Genomic DNA, 21,329 nt, shown 5'->3' with positions numbered 1-21,329 from the left:
ATTATCAAGCGCTTCCAGTTCTTGTTACCCGAGCGTCCTTGTATTAGCCCAATACATCGGAGAGTCGGGAACATGTTTTCACCCAAGCCATTCAAGCCTTGCCGTGCGTTGACCCTGGCGGTCCATTTCGCCCTTGGCGCCGTGCCTCTGCTGGCAGCCCAGCCGCTACAGGCCCAGCAGCAGATAAAACGCTACGACATTCCTGGCGGCCCTTTGGGTGACGTGCTGAGCCGCTTTGCCCGCGAGAGCGGCCTGGCCATCTCGTTCAATGCCGGACAAGTGGCAGGCCTTGCCAGTGCCGGTCTGCAGGGCAGTTACGCGGTGCAGGAAGGGTTCGCCCAGGTCCTGCGGGGCCATGCATTGCAGGCACAGGCGAGCAGCGATGGCTATGTGCTGGTCGAGGTGCCCGCCGCCAATGGGGCATTGGAACTGGGCGCCACCAGTATCAATGGGCAGATGCTGGGAAGCATCACCGAAGACAGTGGCTCCTACACCACCGGGCCGATGCAGACGGCGACCAAACTGCCGCTGACTATCCGCGAGACGCCGCAGTCAGTGACGGTGATCACCCGTCAGCGCATGGACGACCAGAACCTGCGCAGCCTTGAAGATGTGCTCAAGAGCACCCCGGGCATGTCGATGACCAAGGATGGCCCGCAGCGCCCGACGTTCTACGCACGTGGCTTTACCGTGGAAAACCTGATGAACGACGGGCTGTCCAACGACCTGTCGCATTACCTGTCGCGGGACATGAACTCGGCGCCGGACATGGCCATCTACGACCACGTCGAAGTGGTGCGCGGCGCCACCGGGTTGATGCAGGGGGCGGGTACGCCGTCGGCGGCCATCAACATGGTGCGCAAGCGCCCGACCGCGGACCCGCGCGTGAGCATCACCGCCAGCGCCGGTAGCTGGGACAACTACCGCAGCGAAGTGGATGCTTCCGGGCCACTCAACGACAACGCCACCTTGCGCGGGCGGGTGGTCACGGCGTACCAGACGCGCAACAGCTTTCAGGATGTCACCGACAGCGAGCGTTCGGTGTTCTACGCCATTGGCGAAGCCGACCTCAGCGACAACAGCACCCTGACCCTCGGCGTCTCCAACCAGCGTGTCAACAACACCGCGACCTGGGGCGGCTTGCCAACGGCCATCGATGGCAGCGACCTGCATTTGTCCCGCAAGACCTACCTGGGCAATGACTGGGAGTACTGGGACCAGGACAACACCACGGTGTTCAGCCGCCTGGATTACCGCTTCGACAACGACTGGAAACTGCTGTTGGCCGCCAGCCGCACCTGGTCGGACCTGAAGATGCTGGGCAGCATGACCGAACGCATGGGCGATGAGGGCGAGGTGTTCGGTCAGTACCTGGGCCAGTACCACTATGACGATGAGCAGAGCAGTTACGACGCCTACGCATCGGGGCCTTTCCAGTTGCTCGGGCGGACCCATGAACTGGTGGTCGGGGCCAGCCGGCGTGAGCTGACCTTCGAAGGCAAGGGCAACTACAGCGACGACGCAATCGGCATGGATATCTACAACTGGGACCCGGGCTCGCTGCCCAAGCGCGAGCTGGACCTGAGCTACTGGCATCAGGACCGCGAGACCTCGCAGACCGGCGCCTACCTGACCACCCGCTTCAACCTGGCCGATGACCTGAAGCTGATCCTCGGCGGGCGCCTGGACTGGTACGACAACGACACCAGCACCCGCAACGGCAGCCGCGCGCCAACCGGCAGCGACTACTCGGTGACGCGCCATGTCACGCGTTACGCCGGCATCATCTATGACCTGGATGTGCACCATTCGCTATACGCCAGCTACACCGACATCTTCAAGCCGCAGTCGGAACTGGACGCGGCGGGCGCCGCGATCGAGCCGATGGAGGGCAAGAACTATGAGCTCGGGATCAAGGGCGAGTACTTCGACGGCAGCTTGAATGCCAGTGCCGCAGTGTTTCGCATCGACCAGCAAAACCGCGCCAAGACGCTTGAGCTCGATGAGTGCTCGGCGCTGGTGCCCAGTTGCGCGGAGGCTGCCGGCAAACTGCGCAGCGAAGGGATCGAACTTGAACTCAACGGCACCGTTCTGCCGGGCTGGGAGTTGGGCGCGGGCTATACCTTTGCCCAGGTCAAATACGTCAAGGACAGCAACCCGGCCAACGAGGGACGCCTGTTCGATACTGACATTCCCCGGCATGTGTTCAAGGCCTTCACCACCTATCAACTGCCGGGTGAACTGCAACGCTGGAAGGTCGGTGGCGGCCTGTACCGGCAGAACCAGATCTACAACAAGGGCAACAATTTCTATGCCACCGAGAGCCGTTACCGTATCGAGCAGGAGGCCTATACCCTGGTCGATCTGATGCTCAACTACCAGGCTTCCGAGCACCTCGATGTGCGCTTGAACCTCAACAACGTGTTCGACAAGAAGTACTACCAGAGCATTGCCGGCAATACCGGCTACGGCGGCAACCTGTACGGCGATCCGCGCAACTTCATGCTGACCACGCGCTGGAGCTTCTAAGGCCAGGGCTGGTGCCAAGATGAGGCCGGTGCAGCCAGCACATCAGCTTCGGTGCATGCCGCGCTCAAGTTTCGCCATCTTGCGCCGAAGCACTCTGGCCCTCCGCTCAAAAATAAGGACATCCCGTGTTGAGAAAGCTGCTCCAGGCCACCGCTATCATCGCCACCCTGTCGATGACTGGCTGCGTGTCCTACAACGTCACCGGCCCATTGGGCGCCCCGCAACATCCTGCCGCCAGCACCAGCCCGCGCACGGCGCAAGTGGCCGATGTGGCGGTCACCGCACCGGGTATCGACGAGGCCACGCGCAAGGCCATCAGCCGCTCGCTGACCGCGCAGCTCGACCAGTACGTCGAGGCCGGCAAGTATTTCAAGCAGGTCAGCGAATACCCGACCCGCCTGGATGAGCAGGACGTGATGCTCAAGTTCAACATGACCTCGCTCAAGGGCCATCGCGGGCCACATCCAGGCTACGTGCCGGGGGCCTTGCTGACCCTGACCGTGTGGATCTGGGTCAACGGCCCGATCTATGTCGACAGCTTCGACGTCGCCGGTGACCTGGTGATCGAGGATCGCAACGGCAAGACCCTGGCCAGCTCCCGCCAGGCGCTCAAGCTCGAGCGCAATGTCGGCCTCTACCGCCGCGAATACTGGGCCCCGACCCTGGGTGCGCCGCAACTCAACGAAGTGGTTGCCAAGCTGCTTGACGACGCCACGCTGAAACTGGCCAAACAGTAATTTCCAGGAAGATTCCCATGCTGCGTATCATCAAGGCCAACCTGCTGCTCGGCGCTGTGCTGCTGACTGGCTGCGTCTCTTACTCGCAACACGAATTGGCGCCGGTCCAGAGCTGGCCGCCACAGGCACAAGCGCAGGCGGTTAAGCCGACCGCCTACGTACGTACCACCGCCCAGTACCAGGTCAATCGCGGCCAGCCCAATGCCACCGCCGGCGGGCCGGCCGAAGCCTGGGAGAAAGCGCTGGTCGAGACCTACAATCAGTCCGGGCGCTTCGCCCGGGTGAGCACCGAGAAAGTCGCGGCGGATATCTACGCCGAATCGACCCTGACCAACCATGAGCAGTACAGCGTAGCGTCGGCGATCATTACCGGGGCGACCTTCTTCATCATCCCGTCGACAGCGCGCAACACCTTTACCCTCGACACGGTGTTCAAGGACAAGGACGGCAAGGAGCTGGGGCGCATCAGCAAAAGCGAGTCGGTACGCACCTGGATGCACCTGGTGCTGATCGTCGGGATTCCGTTCCAGCAGGACACCCGCGAACTGGTCCGCCAGTTGACCCAAAGCACGCTGGACGAGGCGGTCAAGCGCCAGTTGTTGTAAGGCCTCATTGCTGCAAGCCAGCTCCTACAGGCCCTGCACCAACCCTGTGGGAGCCGGCCTTGCCGGCGATGGGCTACGCAGTAGCCCCGCGCAACAAGCGCTCGACCTGCGCCAGCTCCCAGGTGCTGAGCAAACTCACTGGATCGGTGCCCCATTGCCAACGGTCCAGCGTGCCCTCACGGCCGTCACTGCTGCAGCACTTGAGGCAATGGTGCAGGTGGGTACCGTCGAAATCCAGGCTCAGGCGCCAACCGTCGATGTCGACTTCAGTGCCGACACGCCGCAACGGACGAACGCCCAGGGCGGCATCACGCAGTTGCTGGCAAACCTCACGGGCGCTCAGGGCTGGCATCGGTTCCCCCTCTCAAGGTGCATGGCATAGGCAAAATGGGGTTCGAGCATAAAGCCTGCCGGCGCCAGTGTCAGCCAGTGCGCCAGGGCTTGATCTGCCGCGGCCAAGTGCGTAGCGTCCGCGCCTTGGCCTTTTGAGTAACCGCTATGACCCTGATGGAACGACTCTTCACCTGCGCGTTTGGATTGAGCGCAATGGCCCCGGCCCTGGCTGCCGACAACCTGGCCATTCAACACTGGACCCAGCCCAGTGGCGCGCGGGTCTACCTGTTGCCTCAAAGCCAGGCCAGCGACCTGCAGATCCAGGTTGACTTCGATGCCGGCAGCCGCCGCGACCCACTGGACCAACCGGGCCTGGCGGTGCTTGGCGCAGCGCTTGCGGTGGAAGGTATCCATGCTCAGGGCGATGCCCCGGAGCTGAACGGCAACGCGCTGCGAATGGCCTGGATGCGCCTGGACAGTGAACTGAATACCCAGGTCGATGCCGACCGCTTCAGCTACATCCTGAAGATCACCGACACCAGTGCCCAGCGCCAGGCCGAGGCCACGGCGTTGCTCGGTCGGCAGATTGCCGAACCGGCCTTTGCCGGCAGCATCTGGTTCCGGGCCAAGCCGTATTACATTCGCCAGGTCAACGGCGAAACCACCCGGCGTTTTGCCGGGGTAGGGCAACGCTTTGCCCAGGCGGTGTATGGCGACCATCCCTATGGTCGCGAACTGCCCCGCCCGGGGCTGCAGCGCAACAAGCAGATCGACCTGGACGAGTACGCGCTGCCGTTCGGCTATGCTCTGACCCCGGCCATGCTCGAGCGCACCCGCATGGAAGATTTGCGCACGCATTACCGTGCAATGATGCTGCCATGCCGGGCCACGGTCAGCCTGGTCGGCAATCTTGACCGGGCTCAGGCCGATGCCGTGGCCAATGCAGTGCTTGGGCGCTTGCCGAGCGGTGATTGCACCGCGTTGCCAGCGCTGCCCAAAGTGCAGGCGTTGAGCCAGGCCAGCCGCGAGCAACTGGAACCGCAGCAAGGTACGATCTGGATACAGATCGGCCAGCCGGCAGTGCCACGCAGTGACCCGGACTTTTTCCCGTTGCTGCTGGGCAGCGACATTCTCGGTGGCGAGCACTGGCCGACGCGGCTCAATCGGGCCGTGGGCGCTGAGCTTGGCGGCGATGTCAGCTGGGAATCGGCCAGCTACTTCGCCATGGGCCAACAGGCCGGGGCCTTCGTGATCTCGCTGGAAGTCCCTGCCGGGCATCAGGAGCAGGCACAGAAGGCGGCCCATCAGGCGTTGACGCGCTTTGTCAGCGAGGGCCCGAGCGCCGAGGAACTGGCTGAGGCCAAGGCGCGGCTACTCGAGCTTTTTGCCGGCACCAGCCGCCACCGCCTGCTTGAGCATGTTGCGCAGATCGCCTTGAACGGCTTGCCGGACGATACCCTGGTGACCTGGCGCCAACAGCTTGAAGCGGTGACGCCTGCGCAAGTCAAGGCGGCGTTTAAACGCGTCGTTCAGCCACAGAAGCTGGCGACCGTGGTGGCGGGGCAAGATCTGTAGGAGCGGCGGTGCGGCGATCCGACTTGCCCCGCGAAAAGGGGATTGTGAAATTTCCCACGCATCATGATAATGAGAGTAATTACCATTAATGTGTGATCACCCTCGTGCCGAGCTCTGTCGACTCCAAGGCTATCGTCGCCCACCTCTATAGCGACCATCATCGCTGGTTGCGCGCCTGGCTGTACCGCCGGCTGAACTGCCCGCACGATGCAGCGGACCTGGCCCAGGACACCTTTGTCCGGGCCATGACCAGCAGCGCCTTGCCCGCCCTTGAAGAACCCCGCGCCTTTCTCGCCACCGTCGCCCGCCGCCTGCTGAGCAACTTGTTTCGGCGTCGTGCGCTGGAGCAGGCCTACCTCGACGAGCTGGCGTGCCTGCCCGAACACTGCATGCCCTCGGCCGAAGACGTGGTGCTGGTGCGTGAAGCGCTGGCCGAAATCGACCGCGTGCTCGATGGCCTGCCGGTGCGGGTGCGTCACGCCTTTATCCTGCATCGCCTCGAAGGCATGAGCCAGCCGAGCATTGCCGAGCATCTGGGGGTGTCGCTGGCCACGGTCGAGCGCGACCTGCGCCGGGCCTTCGTGCATTGCCTGAGCGCGAGGCCGGAATGAGCAACACACAACTGGACCGCGCCACCCACGAAGCAGTGGACTGGCTGCTCAAGCTGGAGAATGTTGCTGCCGGCAGCCCGTTGCTGGTGGCGTTCAACAGCTGGCTCGAACAGTCTCCCGGCCATCAGGCCGCTTGGCAGCGGGTCAATGCCTTGCTCGGCGACCCCCTGGCCGATCTGCAGCAAGCCGAACAGCGCAACCCCGGCCAGCTGGCCATGGCCAGCCGCAGTTTGCGTGCCTTGCCTTCGCCGTCGCGGCGCAAGGCACTGGGCGGCGGTCTGGCGATGTTGTTGCTGGGGCTGGGCGCCGGGGCAATTGGTAATCGGGTGGCGCCGCTGGGCGATTTGCTTGCCGACCTGCGCACCGGCACCGGTGAACGGCGTACCTTCACCCTGGCCGATGGTTCGCGCCTGTGCCTGAACGCGCGCAGCGCGGTGGATGTGCGTTTCAGCGCCGGGCAGCGGCTGGTGCTGCTGCGCGACGGTGAGCTGCAAGCCGATGTGGCCGCAGAGCCGGGCCGACCCTTTATCGTCGCTACCCGCGAAGGCCAGGTGCAAGCCCTGGGCACGCGCTTTAGCGTGCGCCAGGAAGAGCGCCAGAGCCTGGTTTCGGTGCAACAGCACAGCGTCATGCTCAGCAGTGGCAGCGCGCCAGCCCAGCGTGTGGAAGAGGGCCAGGCCTTCCGTTTTGATGGCCACGGCAGCCAGCCTGTGGCGGCCTCACTGCGCACCCGGGCGAGCTGGGCCGATGGCCGTATCGATGTCCGCGACGAGCCTCTGGGCGAGCTGATCGAGGCCTTGCGCCCGTACCGCGCCGGGCTGTTGCGCATCAGCCCGCAGGCCGCGCAGGTGCGCGTCTATGGCAGCTTCCCGCTGGATGACAGCGAGCGCACCTTGCGCTCCCTGGCCGAGACCCTGCCGATCCGGGTCGACAGCTTTGGCGGCTGGCTGACCCGTATCGATGTGATCTGAATAAAAATAATTACGATTTCGCTGAGGGGATTCGGTCACTGGCGTGTCCTCGTTATGGACAACAACCTCGAACGAGCCAACACCTCCATGCCCGACTCCATGATCCGCCCCAGCCTGCTGGCCCTTGCCATCGCCCTGGGCAGCAGTGTGCCGCTGTACGCGCAGGCGCAAACCGACAGCAGCGTCAGCGCCAGCCAGCGTTTTGATATCCCGGCCGGGGACCTGGGCGAAGCCTTGAGCCACATTGCCCGCCAGTCCGGCCGGGTGCTGTCGGTCAAGCCGGCACTGTTGCAGGGCAAGCGCTCGGCAGCGGTCAGCGGTCAGTTCACTCCCGAGCAAGCGGCGACGCAGGCCCTCAATGGCAGCGGTCTCAACCTCAACATCACCGCCGGCGGCACCTGGAACCTGGTGCCGGCCGAGCAGAGCGGGGCGCTGGAACTGGGCCTGACCCAGATCGTTTCCAACGCCGGCGAAGAGGCCTGGGGGCCGGTCCAGGGCTATGTGGCCAAGCGCACCGGCACCGCGACCAAGACCGACACCTCGGTGCTGGAAGTGCCGCAGACCATCAACGTCATCACCCAGGATGAAATCAAGGCGCTTGGCTCGCAGACGGTCACCCAGGCCCTGCGCTACACCCCGGGTATCACCGGTGGTGGTTTCTCCGACCGGGTCGGGATTTTCGACGAGCCGACCTCCCGCGGCTTCAGCCCGACGCCGCTGTACCTGGACGGCCTGCACCTGCCTTATGGCGGCGGCAGTACCGGCGGTGCGCTGCAGATCGATCCGTACGCGCTGGAACGTATCGAGGTGATGAAGGGCCCGGCCTCGGTGCTCTATGGCCAGAACCAGCCAGGTGGCCTGATCAACATGGTCTCCAAGCGCCCGACCGCGACGCCGCTGCATGAAGTCAAACTCGGTGGCGGCAGCCAGGACCGGCGTTACGGCGCGTTCGATTTTGCTGGCCCGGTGGATGACCAGGGCGAGTACCAGTACCGCGTGACCGGCATGGGCCTGGACAAGAACGGCGAGGCCGACTACGTCGAACAGCAGCGCTACATGATCGCCCCGAGCCTGACCTGGAGCCCCAACGAGCAGACGCGCCTGACCGTTTACGGCCACTACCAGCGCGACAACGGTGTGCCGGAAGCCCAGGGCCTGCCGGCGGTGGGCACGGTGTTTGCCAGCCCCAATGGGCGGATCAAGCGCAGCCGATTCATCGGCGAGCCGGGGGTCAACTCCTACGATCGCGAGCAGTACACCTTTGGCTATGAAGTCAGTCATGAGCTGGACGACGTCTGGACCTTCAAGCAGAACACCCGCTACGCCTACGTCGATGACAAATACCGGGCGCCGCTGCACGGCTACGCCTTCGTGCCCAACCCGGTCACCGGGGCCGACGACCAGAGCGCCATGACCCGCTACGGGGTCGACTGGGCCCAGCGCAACAAGGTGTTTGGCATCGATAACATGGCCCAGGCCAAGTTCAACACTTTCGACGTCGCCCACACCCTGTTGATCGGCGTTGATTACTACCACTCCAACTCCAAATTCCTCGGCCTGTACGACCGCAATCCGCCGGTCATCGACCTGTACAATCCGGTGTACGGCAAGCCAATGAACTTCGGCCAGCCGTTCAAGTGGGACCGCACCATCAATCAGACCGGCCTGTACGTGCAGGATCAGCTCAAGTGGGACAACTGGTTCCTGACCCTCGGTGGCCGCTACGACTGGGCCGAGGCCGATAACAAGGAGCCGATCGCTGGCACCCATACCACCGTCAAGGACGAGAAGTTCACCGGCCGCGCGGGGCTTGGCTATGCCTTCGACAATGGCGTGACGCCTTATGTCAGCTACTCCGAGTCGTTCCTGCCGCTGAGCGGTGCCGACTACGCGGGCAAGGCGTTCGAGCCGTCCACCGGCAAGCAGGTCGAGGCGGGTATCAAGTACCAACCGCCTGGCCAGGACAGCTTCATTCAGTTGTCGGTGTACGAGATCAACCAGCAGAACATCCTCACCGCCGACGTCGGCAACCCCGGCTTCAACAGCCAGGTCGGCGAACTGCGCTCGCGCGGCGTCGAGCTTGAAGGCAAGGCCAACCTCACCGATAACCTGGGCCTGATCGCTTCGGTATCGCGCAACGACGTGGTTTACACCAAGGACAACGATGGCCGTGAAGGTCGTCATCCGTCGGGCACCCCGCCGATGACCGCATCGCTGTGGCTGGACTATCACTTCACCGGTGATACCCCGATTGCCGGCCTGGGCATGGGGTTGGGTGCACGTTATGTGCGCGGCAGTGACGGCACCGATTTTGCCGATGGCCACTTCAGCATCCCGTCCTACACCGTGTACGACGGCATGGTCTCCTACGACTTGCAGCAGTCGCCATTGCGCCTGAAAGGGGTGAAGTTGCAGGTCAACCTGCAGAACCTGGAAGACAAGGTGTATGTCAGCCGTTGCACCAGTGACGTGGATTGCTACTACGGCGAAGGGCGGACCATTACCACTGACCTGACCTATAACTGGTAAGACCGACTTACCCGGCGATGGGCTGCAAAGCAATCCCTGCTAGCGACAAGCCAGCAACCACTGACGAAACCCGGCCACCTGCGGCCGTTCCAGTGCCGTCGCCGGGTACACCAGGTAATACGCCAGCTCACTGGCGATGCCCTGTGCAAAGGGCGTCACCAGCATGCCTTCATCCAGCTCCCGCTGGACAAAGCCGCGGCGCACCAGCGCCACGCCCAGCCCCGCTTTGGCCGCTTCAATCGCGCCGTTGCTGTCTACGAACAAGGTACCGCCACTGGCCTCCACCTGTGGCGCCCCGGCTGCATCCAGCCACATCCGCCAGTCGTGGCGGTGCTCATCGTGCAGCAGGTGCACGCTGGCAAGGTCGCCGGGTTGGTGCAGGGCGTGGATGTTGCGCAAGTGCGGGCTGCACACCGGCACCAGATCATCATCCAGCAAGCGTTCGGCGACCAGCCCGTCATAGCGGCCATAGCCATGACGCACCGCCAGGTCGATGCCGTCGCGGGCGAAATCCACCAGGCGCTTGCAGGCGCTGATGCGTACATCGACACCGCTTTGCTGCGCCTCGAAACCGCCTAGCCGTGGCAGCAGCCACTGTACGGCAAACCCGGGTGTGCAACTGAGCGTCAGTACCTGTTGTCTGGCGCGAGCAGTGAGGGCACTGGTGGCCTCACGAATCATGCGAAAGGCGCTGCGCAGGGTCGCGAAATAGTCCTCGCCCTCCGGGGTGAGGCTGAGGCTGCGCGGGCGGCGGACGAACAACTGCACGCCCAGGGCCGCTTCCAGTTCCTTGATCTGCAGGCTGACCGCACCGGGGGTGACGCACAACTCGCGGGCGGCAAGGGTGATACTGACATGCCGGGCGGCGGCTTCGAAGGCGCGCAAGGCGCTGAGTGAGGGGAGGGTCATGATGCTTTAGTTCACCTCAATCATCTGGCGAAAAATGCTCGTTTGTCGTGGTGCTGGGTGCCCATGAATACTGGCATTGAAGGGCTCCAGAGGCTGCCAATTGACCTTAGCAGAGCTCAATCTCGATCGCCCGTTTGAGGAGTTAGTCACGATGAACAAAGTCATGAGCCTGAGGGAGTGGGGCCTGTTGATTGCCCTGTCGCTACTGTGGGGTGGTTCGTTCTTCTTCAATGGTATTGCCGTGAAGGAACTGCCGCCTTTCACCCTGGTGATGCTGCGCGTGGGGCTGGCGGCGCTGGTACTGCTTGCGCTGGTACGGCTGCTGGGGCTGTACATGCCGCGAGAGTGGCGGATCTGGCGGGCGTTTTTGGCCATGGGGCTGCTCAACAACCTGCTGCCATTCTGCCTGATCGTCTGGGGCCAGGCCCGCATCGGCAGCGGCCTGGCCTCGATCCTCAATGCCACCACGCCGCTGTTTGCGGTGATCGTTGCGCACCTGCTGACCGAGGACGAAAACATCAGCGTCAACAAGCTGGCCGGTGTTGCGCTGGGCTTTGTCGGAGTGGCAATCATGATTGGCTCGGCGGCTTGGTCCGGCCTGGACGGCAACCTGTGGGCACAACTGGCAGTGTTGGCGGCGGCCTTGTCATACGCCGTGGCCGGGGTTTACGGGCGGCGCTTCAAGGTCATGGGGGTGGCGCCGCTGATCACTGCCGCCGGACAGATCAGTGCGTCGGCCGTCTTGTTGGTGCCGCTGGCGTTGCTGATCGACCTACCCTGGAAGCTGGCCGCGCCAAGCCTGACAACCTGGGCGGCGGTGGCCGGTTTGGTGTTGCTTTCCACCGCGCTGGCCTATGTGGTGTTCTTTCGTATCCTGGCCACGGCCGGGGCGACCAACCTGATGCTGGTGACCTTCCTGATTCCGCTCAGTGCCATCGTGCTTGGCGTGCTGGTGCTGGGGGAGCGTCTGGAGACCAGGCACTTTATCGGTATGGGGCTGATTGCCCTGGGGTTGGCGGCGATCGACGGGCGCTTGCTGAAGTGGCGGCGGGTGGCGGCGGAGGATCCGGACAGTTTTATCGGCCGGGATATTTAGGTCGCAATCAGCTTGCTGCGCTGCTGTGTCAGGTATCGCGCAACAGGTCATGGGCATCGAGCAGCCGGTAGGCAATCTCCGGTTGCTTCTCCAGCGCCCGCCGGATCGCCGCCGGAATATTCTGCCGGGTCTTGCGACACAAGCCCGGCAGGTCCTCGATTTGAATATTGATGCCACGCATGGTCCGCACTTCATTGAAGCTCGGGGTGATCTGCACGCGAATGCCCAACTGCTCATACAACCGTCGTTGCATGTGCTCCAGCTCCGCCAGGCTCTGCAGGTTTTCCAGGCGTTCGAGCAGGCGCTTTTCTTCCTGGCGGGTCAGCAGCAGGATGCGCGGGTCCTGCAGCGTCTCGCGACCGCAATCGCAGGCGCCGGGCGGGCAGGGGGTGCGGGTGGGCAGGGTGGCGTTCATGCCTTGCAGCATAGCGAGGCAAAGGGCGTTCTGCCTACGTGAGCGTGATCAAACCCAGGGCTGGGCTAATCCTGTTTCAATTTGGAAGCACAGGCCGCACGGGGTTGGCAACCTGCCGCTATATAGAGGTTGGCGTTTATTCGAAAAACAATAAGGAAAAAATAATGACGCAGAAAATAAAGCTGCTTTACTTAACTTCATATCCGTCTGTCATGGATCCAAAGCATTCAGTAAAGGTGCCAGAAATCAGTTTATATTGATCGGTATTTACGCTTTTATACTTGGAGGGTTCGACAATGAAACTTGCTGTCGGAGTAACCTGTGCGATGCTGCTTGCGATGACTTCGTTGGCCCGGGCTGAGCACCTTGAAGGCCAAGTTCGCGAAGCCATAGAAGCGGCGATGCAAGGTGAATGTTCGGAGGTATTGAGTACCATGGTAAAGGCAAGCTGTGAGGGCCAGATAGATCGCATGACGCAGGCTTTATCCCAGTTGGGCCCGTTGGCCAGCGTCGAGTTCAAAGGTAATGAAGATACGCCCTCAGGTTCGGCCGAGGTCTACCAGGCCACTCACGCCAATGGCAAGATGCTGTGGCTGGCGATCAAGGCACCCAGCGGAAAGTTGAGTATGTTCTGGTCGCCAGGCCCTCAATAACGGGGTGTTAAATATGCGCTGCCTGATGGTATTGGGTATGCTGTTCTTATTTCTTCCCGCGTGGTGTGTTGCCGGCAGTGAAGCCACGTTGATATGGGATGCTCATCATCAAAAAATAGTGCATGTCGAAGTAATTGGAAAGTTGGCGAACGGTACCAGTGAGTTGGTTCAGGCCGCCTCAGGGTTCCGCGTGGCGCAACCTTACGTTGTCACCAATGCCCACTTGTTTAGTTCGATCGGTAACTATGACTCTGTGCAGATCAATGTACGTTTGGAGTCGCGTAATACCAATCCCTACTCGGCTCACCTGGAAATTACCGACACGGATGTGGATGTTGCCCTGCTAAAGGTCGACGGTCTGCCTGTAGAAGCCGGTTGTCCGTACTTTCTGGTCACGGATTCCAACGCAGTCCGCCCGGGGGCTGACCTGTTTTTTCTGGGATTCCCTATCGATGACGTGCTGCGCATATCAGTCGGCATCCTTTCGATCAATGCCGATCCGACGCTTGCGTTATGGCAAACCGACGCCAATTTGAATGTCGGCAACAGTGGAGGGCCAGGCTTTACCAGTGGCGGCTATCTGGTCGGGATTGTCAAAGGCGCTGTAACTGGCTTCCAGGTAGGTGAGCAAACCAGTAACGTGCAAGGTATTGCGCAGTTCGTACCTTCCATCCGCTTCCAGCAGAGCCAGGTCGGTAAACGCGTGCTGGAAGAGCAGGAGGATGTCAGGTGCTTGCGCGCGGTCGCCATGAACGCTGACGGATCGTTCGGCCTTGGCAGCGATCCACTGGCGCCCATCGACAAGCCCACGCCATTGACGCTGGCCCTGCCGGTTGCGCTGAACTGGAAGGATGGTTCGCCGTTACCGACACCACGCAAGTTCAGCGCCAGCGACAACTATAGAATTACTCGTTGCAAGTTTGAAGGTGTGTCGGTTGAGGGGGCTGAAGTCTGGTGCACTGCCAGCGAATCGGGAACTTATGCCACGCTGGATCTCAAGCCTGTAGGTGCACAAGAGCCAGGTAAAGCACGACGGGTGGTCGGACGGGTAGTGTTGGATCAGATCCCGACGGCAATGGGGTCAGTTGCCCGGCTCCAGTCGCCGGTGGCGAAATGAACAGGGGACCACGAGTGCTGCTGATTCTGTTGAGCGTGATCGCCGCGACGCAGGCTGTTGCGCAGGACTGGTCGAAGCAAGCGATTCGCGTCGAACACAGCACGGATAGGCTGGCCCGTTTGCACGACAAGATTCAGAGCCAAGGGACTGCAGCGCTCAAAGACATCGCAAGCCAGGTCGAGTGGGTGATTTCAGTCAATTCCAGCAGTGAGCCAAACTCGATCTATAACGCTCAAGGGCGCAAAGTTGAGATTCCTGACGCTTTTGTTGCCAGGACTATAAACCTGGCTCGCATGGCAACCCTGGCTACCCAAAGTGGGGAGCTCAACTGCATCGCTCGCTACCGCAAGCACATGGATAGGACTGGGTCGCGCACGGTTCCTGAGAAGTACCTTGAACAGACAGGCGCCGATTGCAGCGCGATGCGGGCACGCTTGCCGCTTGGTGCGCTTCAAGAGGCCCGGGCCGAACAAGAGCTTGATGCGACGCTTGAGTTTGCTTATCTGCATGAACTCGGACACCAATATCACAACCACTATCGCGTGCCTTTACCACCTGATGTCGCGACCCCGCAACACCAGTGCGACTATCTGCGCATCAAGGCACTGTATCGGGCTATGGAGTACGAAGCCGATGATTTCGCGGTCGATGCCCTGGCCAGCCTTGGGGATTCGGCGATTGTTCTATCGATGGCCAACATGTGGTTGCCAGAGCCCGTAGACCCCGACCCGGGGAACATTGCGCGCAGCGAAATGCTCTCGCAACGGCTATCGGAGCATCCGGTTTCGATCTTGCGCTACATCCGGGTCCTGGATCGAACCTCCGGGGTGCTGGCGCGCCAACCTAACGTCAACCCCGAGATTCTGCAGATTATCCAGCAGTTCATCGACGTGCAGAAACGCGCCGAGCAATTTATTGCCGAGAGCGACGAAGAGCTCTCGCCATGTTGAGTCGCATGGCCGGGGTTGCGATAGGTCTGAGTGTTGTTCTGCTGAACCAGACAGGCGCAGCGCTCGCTCAGCCGGCTTTACCCGCAGGAAAGATCATAGAGCAGGACTTCGGCACCATAGTGCGATTGAGCAAGTGGCCCGGCACAACCATCGCGGTGTGCTGGGAGAGCCCCCAAAGTACGGACAGGCAGTTGCGGGAAGTGGTCAAACGTGCCGTTGAAGACACCTGGCAGCGTAACAGTGCGTTGCATTTCGAGGGCTGGCAAGCCTGCCAGGCTGCCAGTCCGGGCATACATATCAGAGTTGCTGAGGATCACCCCCATACCAAGCGAGTAGGCAGATACCTGGATCAGATGCAGGACGGCATGGTGCTCAACTTTCGCCCCGAACGCTGGAGACCTTCCTGTCACTGGCAACTGGAATTTTGTGTGGCGGCCATCGCGGTACATGAGTTCGGCCATGCCATTGGCTTTACCCATGAGCAGAACCGACCGGATGCTCCTGAAGAGTGCAAGGCCGATTCGCAGGGGATCCGTGGCGACTACCTGGTCACTCGCTATGACCCATCGTCGATCATGAACTATTGCAATCCGGTTTGGATTGGAGACGGAAAACTCAGCCAGCTGGACATAGCATCCGTGCGGACAGTCTATGGGGCACCTGTGGTTTCAGCTGTGCACCCAAGCCCATAACGCAGAGGGAAATGAAATGATGACCCGACGTACAACACTGGCGTGTCTTGGCGGCGCCCTGATCATGCCGATGCTTGCCTGCACAGCGAGGAAAGCCGACACAGCGGTGGACTATGCGGATCAGGGAGTGGCTGATGAGTGGATGCGTCAGTGGATGAACGAAGCTGGTAAACGCTCGCCCACTGGTGAGCAGGTACCGGTGGGGCCGTTGTTCATTGGGCGATTCGCCGACCCAGTGTACTACCTGAGGGAGCCCATCGGCTGGAGGCCTGGGCGGGGCGAAATCGGCAAGCATGAGGCGGTCGAAGTGCCTGTCGGTTTTGTGACTGATTTTGCCAGTATTCCCAGGGAGTTTTATTCACTCCTGCGACCGGACGGTCTTTATGCGTATGCAGCGGTTATTCATGACTATCTGTATTGGGACCAATCCCTTGAACGGGACGCTTGCGATGAGATCCTCAAACTGTGCATGAAGGATTTCAGGATTGACTTCGCTACGGTTACTACGATCTATACCGGCGTTCGTACCGGTGGCTGGAAAGCCTGGGCTGACAACGCTGAACTCAAGCGCCGAGGTGAAAAACGCATTCTCAAGCGTTTTCCCATGGATCCGACGATCCGCTGGGCACAGTGGAAGGTGCAGCCAGGTGTCTACCGTTGACGCTTGTTGCCAATTGAGTAACCAGGCTGTAATAGAGACAGTCTTGACATCTGTATAAGAGTGAACCCATGCAGAAGCAGCAACTGACCCTAGACAACGTATTGACCGGCCGTGCCGTGCCCTTCACCCGACCGGGTTCAGCCAGCGCCATCGCCAAGCTACCGCGCGACGGTGAGGTAGCAGTGACCGCGCTGGGCCTGGCCGGCGACGAGCAGGGTGATTTGCGCGTGCATGGCGGGATCGAAAAGGCCATCCACCACTATCCGCGTGAGCACTATGCCGCCTGGGCTGCGGAGTTGGGCGAGCAACCGCTGCTGCAAGCACCGGGCGCTTTCGGCGAAAACCTCAGCACGAGTGGCTGGACCGAACAGACCGTCTGCCTGGGCGACCGTTTTCGCGCTGGCAGCGCCCTGCTGGAAATCTCCCAGGGTCGCATGCCGTGCTGGAAGCTCAATGACCGCTTTGGCGTGAAGGACATGTCGCTGCGGGTGCAGCAAAGCGGCCGCACCGGCTGGTACTACCGGGTGTTGGAGGAGGGCGTGCTGGCCGCCGGTATGGACATCGCGCTGATCGAGCGGCCGCATCCGCAGTGGTCGGTGGCACGCTTGTCGTCAGTGCTGTTCGACAAGCAGGTCGACCTTGAGGTCATTCGCCAGTGCCTGGAACTGCCGTTGGCTGCCTCCTGGCGCCGGACACTTTCGCGGCGTCTGGAAAAGTCCGAAGTCGAGGACTGGGCACCGCGTTTGCAGGGGCCTGTACAGGGATGACGTAGCAACTCACAGCTGCGTGGTTACATCCTTGGAATCTTTTCCGCGGCTGCGGTCTTTAGAGTGTGCCGCCAGTCGGCACCTCTCGATTCCACAGGATCTGGAATACCCCATGAAGAAAGTCATGCAATCGCTGCTGGGTGCAGTCGTGCTCGGCCTGGGCACTGCTGTGTTTGCGGCAGGTGGTTATGTTGGCGCTGGCGTGAGCCTTGGCAGTGGCTACGAGCCGGATGGGCGCGGCGGCTTCAAGGGCACCGGCAGCAATGCCGGTGGCGATTACGAGATGCAGGCGGACGGCTCGCTCAAGGGCACCGGACGCAACTGGGGCAGCGGTTACGAGCCTGACGGCAGGGGTGGCCTGAGCGGTACCGGGAGTAATCGCGGCAGCGGCTTCAGGGACGACGGCCAAGGCGGCTACGAAGGTACCGGCAGTAACTATGGTGAACACTACAAGCCAGATGACAGCACGCGCTATTCCGGCAGCCGCGAAGCATTCGGCGGTGGCTGGCAGGCCGACGGCAGGGGCGGTTACGAGGGCACCGGGTTGTATACCGGACGCGGTTACAAGCCGGATGGCAACGGCGGCTATGAAGGCACCGGCAGGAACAAAGGACGGGGCCTGGAGCCGGATGGCCGGGGTGGCTACATCGGTACCGGTGCCAATGAAGGCAGCGGCTGGCGCTCGGATGGCAAGGGCGGGTTCAAGGGGACTGGTGAGGCGAAGGGGGAGCGCTGGGGCTTGGGGAGTTAAGTCTGGGTTTATCACGGGTCAAGCCCGCTCCTACAGTGTAGGAGCGGGCTTGACCCGCGATTGCAATCAGGCAGCCGTACCCAGCTTCTTCACCGCCTGACCCTTGGCAGCCTGCTTGCGGCACGCTTCACCAAAGGCCTGGAACATCTTCACCGAGTCCGGGTTTTTCGCCGCTTGCCATTCCGGGTGCCATTGCACCGCGAAGAGGAAAGGCGACAGGCTCGGGGCATGGATGGCTTCGACCAGGCCGTCTTCGGCGCGGGCCAGGGGTTCGATGCCTTCGCCGAGGTTTTTCAGGCCCTGGCCGTGCAGCGAGTTGACGCGGATTTCATCGCTCTGCAGCAGCTTTTGCAGCCAGCTGCCTTGCTCCAGTTTGACGCTGTGAACAGCGCTGTACTGCACGTCGACCGGATCGTCCGGGTTTTCCCGGTGGTCGTTGAAGCCTGGCTCGGCGTAGACCTTCTGGTAGATGTCACCACCCAGGGCCACGTTGATTTCCTGCATGCCACGGCAGATGCCGAAGATCGGCAGGCCACGGGCGATGGCCAGTTGCACCAGCGGCAGGTCGAACAGGTCGCGGTCACGGTCCTGGGCCTTGCCTGGGGTTTCATTCTCCTGGCCATAAAGGGCCGGGTCGATGTTGCTGCCGGCGCCGGTCAGGTAAACACCGTCAGCCATGTCCAGGTAGGCTTCGAGGTCGTCTGTACCGCAGCAGGTCGGCACCAGCACAGGTACGCAACCGGCGTGCTCAACCAGCGGTACGATGTATTTGTGGGTCATTACCTGATAGTCGTGGCCTTTGCGCTCCTGGGAGCCCATGGTCATCAGCACGACGGGTTTGCGAGAGGTTTGATTCTTATTGCCAATGTTGCTGTTGGGCATATGTCACCTTGGGACAGGCGCAGCCTGTCATTATTGTGCAGGCGCGCCGCTGAAACCTTTGCGCTGCCTGAGGTTTCGAGCACTGCCGGTACGCCAAGCAAGGGGCTGTATCCGGTCGAAACCTGTCATATAGCTTGCCAGAGCCGTTTAATATGTCAAACGACTTCAGATTGCACGGGCGAAGCTTGAGATTGCCTGAATGCAATTATTGGCTGCAGGCCCCGGTAACCGGTGTGGCGCCTGCTGCGGCCAGTTAATTATATTTAACAAGCGTCCGGTGTATGGCCGAAGCAGCGCCCGTGCAGCTTTGCTGCATCGCGCAGTTTCTCTTAAGCTGGCTGTCACCGATGACTACCAGCCTGAACCATGCCCACTCCAAGACCGTCCCTGACCCTGACCCTGTTGCAAGCCCGCGAAGCCGCCATGGCCTTCTTCCGCCCCTCGCTCAATGCCCATGGCCTGACCGAACAACAATGGCGGGTAATCCGCATCCTGCGCCAGCAAGGCGAACTGGAAAGCCATCAACTGGCCGAGCAGGCCTGCATCCTCAAGCCGAGCATGACCGGCGTGCTGGCGCGTCTGGAACGCGATGGCCTGGTGCGGCGCAAGAAGTCGACCCAGGACCAGCGCCGGGTGTTCGTAGGCCTGACCGAACAGGGCCAGCAATGCTTCGTCGACATGAGCGAAGACATGGAGCACAACTACCAGCGCATCCTCGAACAGTTCGGCGAAGACAAACTGCAAGCACTGCTGGGGCTGCTCAATAGCCTGAAGAACATCAAGCCCTGAGCGCCGTTTTGGCGCGCTGGCCGCTTGCTACCTATACTGTGCCCATCCGCAACAGTGTGCCGTCGTTGACCGGAGCCAGGCGCCTCTGTTCCCGTGGTCGTGACTTTCTGTAGTAGCTGGACGCGAGTCGTCAATTCATAACGCTACAAAGGGGTTGGATCATGGATATTGTCAGTCTGATCATTCAGATTGTTGCCGGTGTGGTGGGCGGCAACGCAGCCGGTATGAGCAAGCAGAGCATGGGCCCGTTACTCAACTCGATTTTCGGTGGGGTTGGCGGGGTAATCGTCGGGCAGATACTCGCGGCCTTGACCGGTGAACCCGGCGCTGCAGTGGCGGCGGGCGGTTCACTCGATCTGCCGGCGCTGATCAGCAGTATCGTCGGCGGCGGTGTCGGCGGCGCGGTGCTGACCTTCATTGCCGGTTTTATAAAGTCGAAAATGCATACCCAGTAAGCGGTGACGGGGCTGCCCCTGCTTGCAGGGGCACGCCTTGGCTCAGAAGTATTTGAGCCAGCCGATATCCCGGCGCCGGGCCTTGAGCCTGGCGAACCAGCAAACCGGCGGATAGAGCGCAATGCTCAAGACAATTGCCGTCAGCCATATCGCCCAGACCCCGTCGAAACCAAAGTAACTGTCCTGGTTCAGGCCAAAGCAGGCGACGGCGATCAGGTACAGCAACTTCAGTACGTACAGGTGCAGCAGGTAGAAGAACATCGGTGCTGCGCCGAACACGCTCAGCACCTGTATCGCGCGGTTGCTTTGCAGGTGCTCGAACCTGCGCAGCAGCAACACTCCGACGCCCAGGGTCAGGGCCAGGAACAGTAGCGACGGCGGGTATTTGGTGATGTTGAAGACGCTCATCAGGGTGCGCAGCGTGGTTTCACCGACCTGCCACTGCGCTTCGCCGTAACCGTTTAGCAGGCGCAGCAGCACAAAGCCGACGAGGGCGCCCAGGCCGGTGACTAGCAATTTGCGCTGACGTGCCAGCGCGTCCGCACCCCTGGCAAACCAGGGGCCCATGGCATAGCCCAAGGCAATTACGCCGATCCACGGCAGCAGTGGGTACGAGGTGCGCAGGCGCAAGCTGTCCGACACTTCGATCCAGCCGCGGTCATGCAAGATCGCCCAAGGGATGTGCATCGCCGAACCTGCAGCGAAGTGCAGCGGATCGAGCAGGTTGTGCCCGGCGACGATCAGCGCGCCGAGCACCAGCAACAGCGATCGCGGCAGCCACACCAGGCCGGCCAGGGCGATCATGCTCAGGCCGATGGCCCAGATCACCTGCAGGTAGATCACCTTGGGTGGCAGCTCCAGGGTCCAGGCCAGGCTGACCAGGGTGAATTCCAGTAGCACCAGCACCAGTCCGCGCTTGAACAGGAAGGCCGAGAGCGTGGCCTTGCCCTGGTGCTTTTCACCATACAGATAAGCCGACAGGCCGGTGAGCAGGACGAACACCGGGGCGCACAGGTGGGCGAGGGTGCGGCTGAGGAACAGCCAGGGGTCGGTGTTGGCGACGTCCATCGGGTCGCTGACCTGACGGTGCAGGAAGAAGGTTTCGCGCACGTGGTCGAGCAGCATGAAGACAATGACCAGGCCGCGCAGGGCGTCGATGCAGAGCAGGCGTTGGTTGGCGGGTGGGGCGGTTGGCATGGGTGAGGTCGCTGGCGTGGAATTGCTAAGTTATGCGTTATAACATAACTAATATGCCAGACAATGAACAAGGGCTGCTGCGCAGCCCATCGCCGGCAAGGCCGG

General features: G+C 61.7%; 22 protein-coding genes. 17 read left to right on the top strand and 5 right to left on the bottom strand.

Annotated elements, in window-relative coordinates:
• The first annotated feature begins 72 nt into the window (after nt 1-72).
• The 3 genes from ABM562_RS25315 (at nt 73) to ABM562_RS25305 (ending at nt 3,871) form a co-directional block, all read left to right on the top strand.
• Nucleotides 73-2,529 (top strand): TonB-dependent siderophore receptor, encoded by a 2,457-nt coding sequence (locus ABM562_RS25315; protein ID WP_460423739.1) that lies wholly within the window; start codon nt 73-75, stop codon nt 2,527-2,529.
• Between the two features lie 125 nt (nt 2,530-2,654).
• A complete protein-coding gene (locus ABM562_RS25310) occupies nt 2,655-3,266 on the top strand; it encodes a hypothetical protein (RefSeq protein WP_115086829.1) in 612 nt (203 codons plus the stop codon).
• A 17-nt stretch (nt 3,267-3,283) separates the two neighbouring features.
• Entirely contained in the window at nt 3,284-3,871 is a 588-nt protein-coding gene (locus ABM562_RS25305; protein ID WP_115086828.1) for a hypothetical protein, read from the top strand.
• 73 nt (nt 3,872-3,944) lie between these two features.
• On the opposite strand, the gene ABM562_RS25300 is transcribed toward ABM562_RS25305, so the two are convergent.
• Nucleotides 3,945-4,223 (bottom strand): DUF7693 family protein, encoded by a 279-nt coding sequence (locus ABM562_RS25300; protein WP_115086827.1) that lies wholly within the window; start codon nt 4,221-4,223, stop codon nt 3,945-3,947.
• A 194-nt stretch (nt 4,224-4,417) separates the two neighbouring features.
• On the opposite strand from ABM562_RS25300, the gene ABM562_RS25295 reads away from it, so the two are divergent.
• From ABM562_RS25295 to ABM562_RS25280, 4 genes are all read left to right on the top strand, one after another.
• A complete protein-coding gene (locus ABM562_RS25295; protein ID WP_233674141.1) occupies nt 4,418-5,779 on the top strand; it encodes a M16 family metallopeptidase in 1,362 nt (453 codons plus the stop codon).
• A 104-nt stretch (nt 5,780-5,883) separates the two neighbouring features.
• Nucleotides 5,884-6,390, top strand: coding sequence for a sigma-70 family RNA polymerase sigma factor (locus ABM562_RS25290; protein ID WP_134065087.1), 507 nt, complete (start codon nt 5,884-5,886; stop codon nt 6,388-6,390).
• Complete coding sequence (locus ABM562_RS25285; protein ID WP_115086825.1) at nt 6,387-7,361, top strand: FecR domain-containing protein; 975 nt, start codon at nt 6,387-6,389, stop codon at nt 7,359-7,361. The genes ABM562_RS25290 and ABM562_RS25285 overlap by 4 nt, the downstream gene beginning before the upstream one ends.
• Before the next feature lie 54 nt (nt 7,362-7,415).
• Nucleotides 7,416-9,890 (top strand): TonB-dependent siderophore receptor, encoded by a 2,475-nt coding sequence (locus tag ABM562_RS25280; RefSeq protein ID WP_460423737.1) that lies wholly within the window; start codon nt 7,416-7,418, stop codon nt 9,888-9,890.
• 39 nt (nt 9,891-9,929) lie between these two features.
• Here the strand turns inward: ABM562_RS25280 and gcvA are convergent, their stop codons facing one another.
• Entirely contained in the window at nt 9,930-10,799 is an 870-nt protein-coding gene (gcvA, locus tag ABM562_RS25275; protein WP_095162736.1) for a transcriptional regulator GcvA, read from the bottom strand.
• A 151-nt stretch (nt 10,800-10,950) separates the two neighbouring features.
• On the opposite strand from gcvA, the gene ABM562_RS25270 reads away from it, so the two are divergent.
• Nucleotides 10,951-11,895, top strand: coding sequence for a DMT family transporter (locus tag ABM562_RS25270; protein WP_115086824.1), 945 nt, complete (start codon nt 10,951-10,953; stop codon nt 11,893-11,895).
• 28 nt (nt 11,896-11,923) lie between these two features.
• On the opposite strand, the gene ABM562_RS25265 is transcribed toward ABM562_RS25270, so the two are convergent.
• On the bottom strand, nt 11,924-12,310 hold the full coding sequence (locus ABM562_RS25265) for a hypothetical protein (protein ID WP_346617258.1): 387 nt from the start codon (nt 12,308-12,310) through the stop codon (nt 11,924-11,926).
• A gap of 296 nt (nt 12,311-12,606) precedes the next feature.
• Between ABM562_RS25265 and ABM562_RS25260 the strand changes: the two genes are divergently transcribed.
• The 7 genes from ABM562_RS25260 to ABM562_RS25230 all read left to right on the top strand — a co-directional run bounded on the left by ABM562_RS25260 (nt 12,607) and on the right by ABM562_RS25230 (nt 17,901).
• Entirely contained in the window at nt 12,607-12,963 is a 357-nt protein-coding gene (locus ABM562_RS25260; protein ID WP_038995487.1) for a hypothetical protein, read from the top strand.
• A gap of 37 nt (nt 12,964-13,000) precedes the next feature.
• Nucleotides 13,001-14,080, top strand: coding sequence for a S1 family peptidase (locus ABM562_RS25255; protein ID WP_038995486.1), 1,080 nt, complete (start codon nt 13,001-13,003; stop codon nt 14,078-14,080).
• Nucleotides 14,081-14,094: 14 nt separating this feature from the next.
• Nucleotides 14,095-15,030 carry a hypothetical protein gene (locus ABM562_RS25250; protein WP_038995485.1) on the top strand — a complete coding sequence of 312 codons (936 nt, stop codon included), beginning with the start codon at nt 14,095-14,097 and terminating at the stop codon, nt 15,028-15,030.
• Nucleotides 15,024-15,722 (top strand): M12 family metallopeptidase, encoded by a 699-nt coding sequence (locus ABM562_RS25245; RefSeq protein WP_095162742.1) that lies wholly within the window; start codon nt 15,024-15,026, stop codon nt 15,720-15,722. The genes ABM562_RS25250 and ABM562_RS25245 overlap by 7 nt, the downstream gene beginning before the upstream one ends.
• Before the next feature lie 16 nt (nt 15,723-15,738).
• Entirely contained in the window at nt 15,739-16,383 is a 645-nt protein-coding gene (locus tag ABM562_RS25240; RefSeq protein ID WP_208644376.1) for a DUF1353 domain-containing protein, read from the top strand.
• 68 nt (nt 16,384-16,451) lie between these two features.
• Nucleotides 16,452-17,150, top strand: a complete 699-nt coding sequence (locus ABM562_RS25235; RefSeq protein ID WP_460423733.1) for an MOSC domain-containing protein — start codon at nt 16,452-16,454, stop codon at nt 17,148-17,150.
• A 112-nt stretch (nt 17,151-17,262) separates the two neighbouring features.
• On the top strand, nt 17,263-17,901 hold the full coding sequence (locus ABM562_RS25230) for a hypothetical protein (protein ID WP_460423731.1): 639 nt from the start codon (nt 17,263-17,265) through the stop codon (nt 17,899-17,901).
• A gap of 66 nt (nt 17,902-17,967) precedes the next feature.
• Here the strand turns inward: ABM562_RS25230 and ABM562_RS25225 are convergent, their stop codons facing one another.
• Complete coding sequence (locus ABM562_RS25225) at nt 17,968-18,783, bottom strand: gamma-glutamyl-gamma-aminobutyrate hydrolase family protein (protein ID WP_115086822.1); 816 nt, start codon at nt 18,781-18,783, stop codon at nt 17,968-17,970.
• A gap of 366 nt (nt 18,784-19,149) precedes the next feature.
• Here ABM562_RS25225 and hpaR point away from each other — a divergent pair, with 366 nt between their 5' ends.
• Entirely contained in the window at nt 19,150-19,572 is a 423-nt protein-coding gene (gene hpaR / locus ABM562_RS25220) for a homoprotocatechuate degradation operon regulator HpaR (protein WP_010222002.1), read from the top strand.
• 161 nt (nt 19,573-19,733) lie between these two features.
• On the top strand, nt 19,734-20,027 hold the full coding sequence (locus tag ABM562_RS25215) for a hypothetical protein (RefSeq protein WP_115086821.1): 294 nt from the start codon (nt 19,734-19,736) through the stop codon (nt 20,025-20,027).
• 42 nt (nt 20,028-20,069) lie between these two features.
• On the opposite strand, the gene ABM562_RS25210 is transcribed toward ABM562_RS25215, so the two are convergent.
• The gene (locus tag ABM562_RS25210) at nt 20,070-21,224 is read right to left on the bottom strand and encodes a DUF1624 domain-containing protein (protein WP_460423728.1); all 1,155 of its coding nucleotides are present in this window, start codon (nt 21,222-21,224) and stop codon (nt 20,070-20,072) included.
• Between the last annotated feature and the right edge of the window lie 105 nt (nt 21,225-21,329).

It is taken from the genome of Pseudomonas sp. ZL2 (assembly GCF_054788455.1).
Note: the sequence above shows the minus strand (reverse complement) of the source record. Positions and strands in the feature narration are given on the sequence as shown.

Bases quoted from the DNA above. Each gene is read 5' to 3' on its own strand.
- ABM562_RS25240 (WP_208644376.1), top strand. From the start codon at position 15,739: ATGATGACCCGACGTACAACACTGGCGTGTCTTGGCGGCGCCCTGATC.
- ABM562_RS25260 (WP_038995487.1), top strand. From the start codon at position 12,607: ATGAAACTTGCTGTCGGAGTAACCTGTGCGATGCTGCTTGCGATGACT.
- ABM562_RS25245 (WP_095162742.1), top strand. From the start codon at position 15,024: ATGTTGAGTCGCATGGCCGGGGTTGCGATAGGTCTGAGTGTTGTTCTG.
- ABM562_RS25255 (WP_038995486.1), top strand. From the start codon at position 13,001: ATGCTGTTCTTATTTCTTCCCGCGTGGTGTGTTGCCGGCAGTGAAGCC.
- ABM562_RS25285 (WP_115086825.1), top strand. From the start codon at position 6,387: ATGAGCAACACACAACTGGACCGCGCCACCCACGAAGCAGTGGACTGG.
- ABM562_RS25265 (WP_346617258.1), bottom strand. From the start codon at position 12,310: ATGAACGCCACCCTGCCCACCCGCACCCCCTGCCCGCCCGGCGCCTGC.
- ABM562_RS25315 (WP_460423739.1), top strand. From the start codon at position 73: ATGTTTTCACCCAAGCCATTCAAGCCTTGCCGTGCGTTGACCCTGGCG.
- ABM562_RS25280 (WP_460423737.1), top strand. From the start codon at position 7,416: ATGGACAACAACCTCGAACGAGCCAACACCTCCATGCCCGACTCCATG.
- ABM562_RS25215 (WP_115086821.1), top strand. From the start codon at position 19,734: ATGGATATTGTCAGTCTGATCATTCAGATTGTTGCCGGTGTGGTGGGC.
- ABM562_RS25270 (WP_115086824.1), top strand. From the start codon at position 10,951: ATGAACAAAGTCATGAGCCTGAGGGAGTGGGGCCTGTTGATTGCCCTG.
- ABM562_RS25305 (WP_115086828.1), top strand. From the start codon at position 3,284: ATGCTGCGTATCATCAAGGCCAACCTGCTGCTCGGCGCTGTGCTGCTG.
- ABM562_RS25235 (WP_460423733.1), top strand. From the start codon at position 16,452: ATGCAGAAGCAGCAACTGACCCTAGACAACGTATTGACCGGCCGTGCC.
- gcvA (WP_095162736.1), bottom strand. From the start codon at position 10,799: ATGACCCTCCCCTCACTCAGCGCCTTGCGCGCCTTCGAAGCCGCCGCC.
- ABM562_RS25300 (WP_115086827.1), bottom strand. From the start codon at position 4,223: ATGCCAGCCCTGAGCGCCCGTGAGGTTTGCCAGCAACTGCGTGATGCC.
- hpaR (WP_010222002.1), top strand. From the start codon at position 19,150: ATGCCCACTCCAAGACCGTCCCTGACCCTGACCCTGTTGCAAGCCCGC.
- ABM562_RS25210 (WP_460423728.1), bottom strand. From the start codon at position 21,224: ATGCCAACCGCCCCACCCGCCAACCAACGCCTGCTCTGCATCGACGCC.
- ABM562_RS25295 (WP_233674141.1), top strand. From the start codon at position 4,418: ATGGCCCCGGCCCTGGCTGCCGACAACCTGGCCATTCAACACTGGACC.
- ABM562_RS25230 (WP_460423731.1), top strand. From the start codon at position 17,263: ATGAAGAAAGTCATGCAATCGCTGCTGGGTGCAGTCGTGCTCGGCCTG.
- ABM562_RS25225 (WP_115086822.1), bottom strand. From the start codon at position 18,783: ATGCCCAACAGCAACATTGGCAATAAGAATCAAACCTCTCGCAAACCC.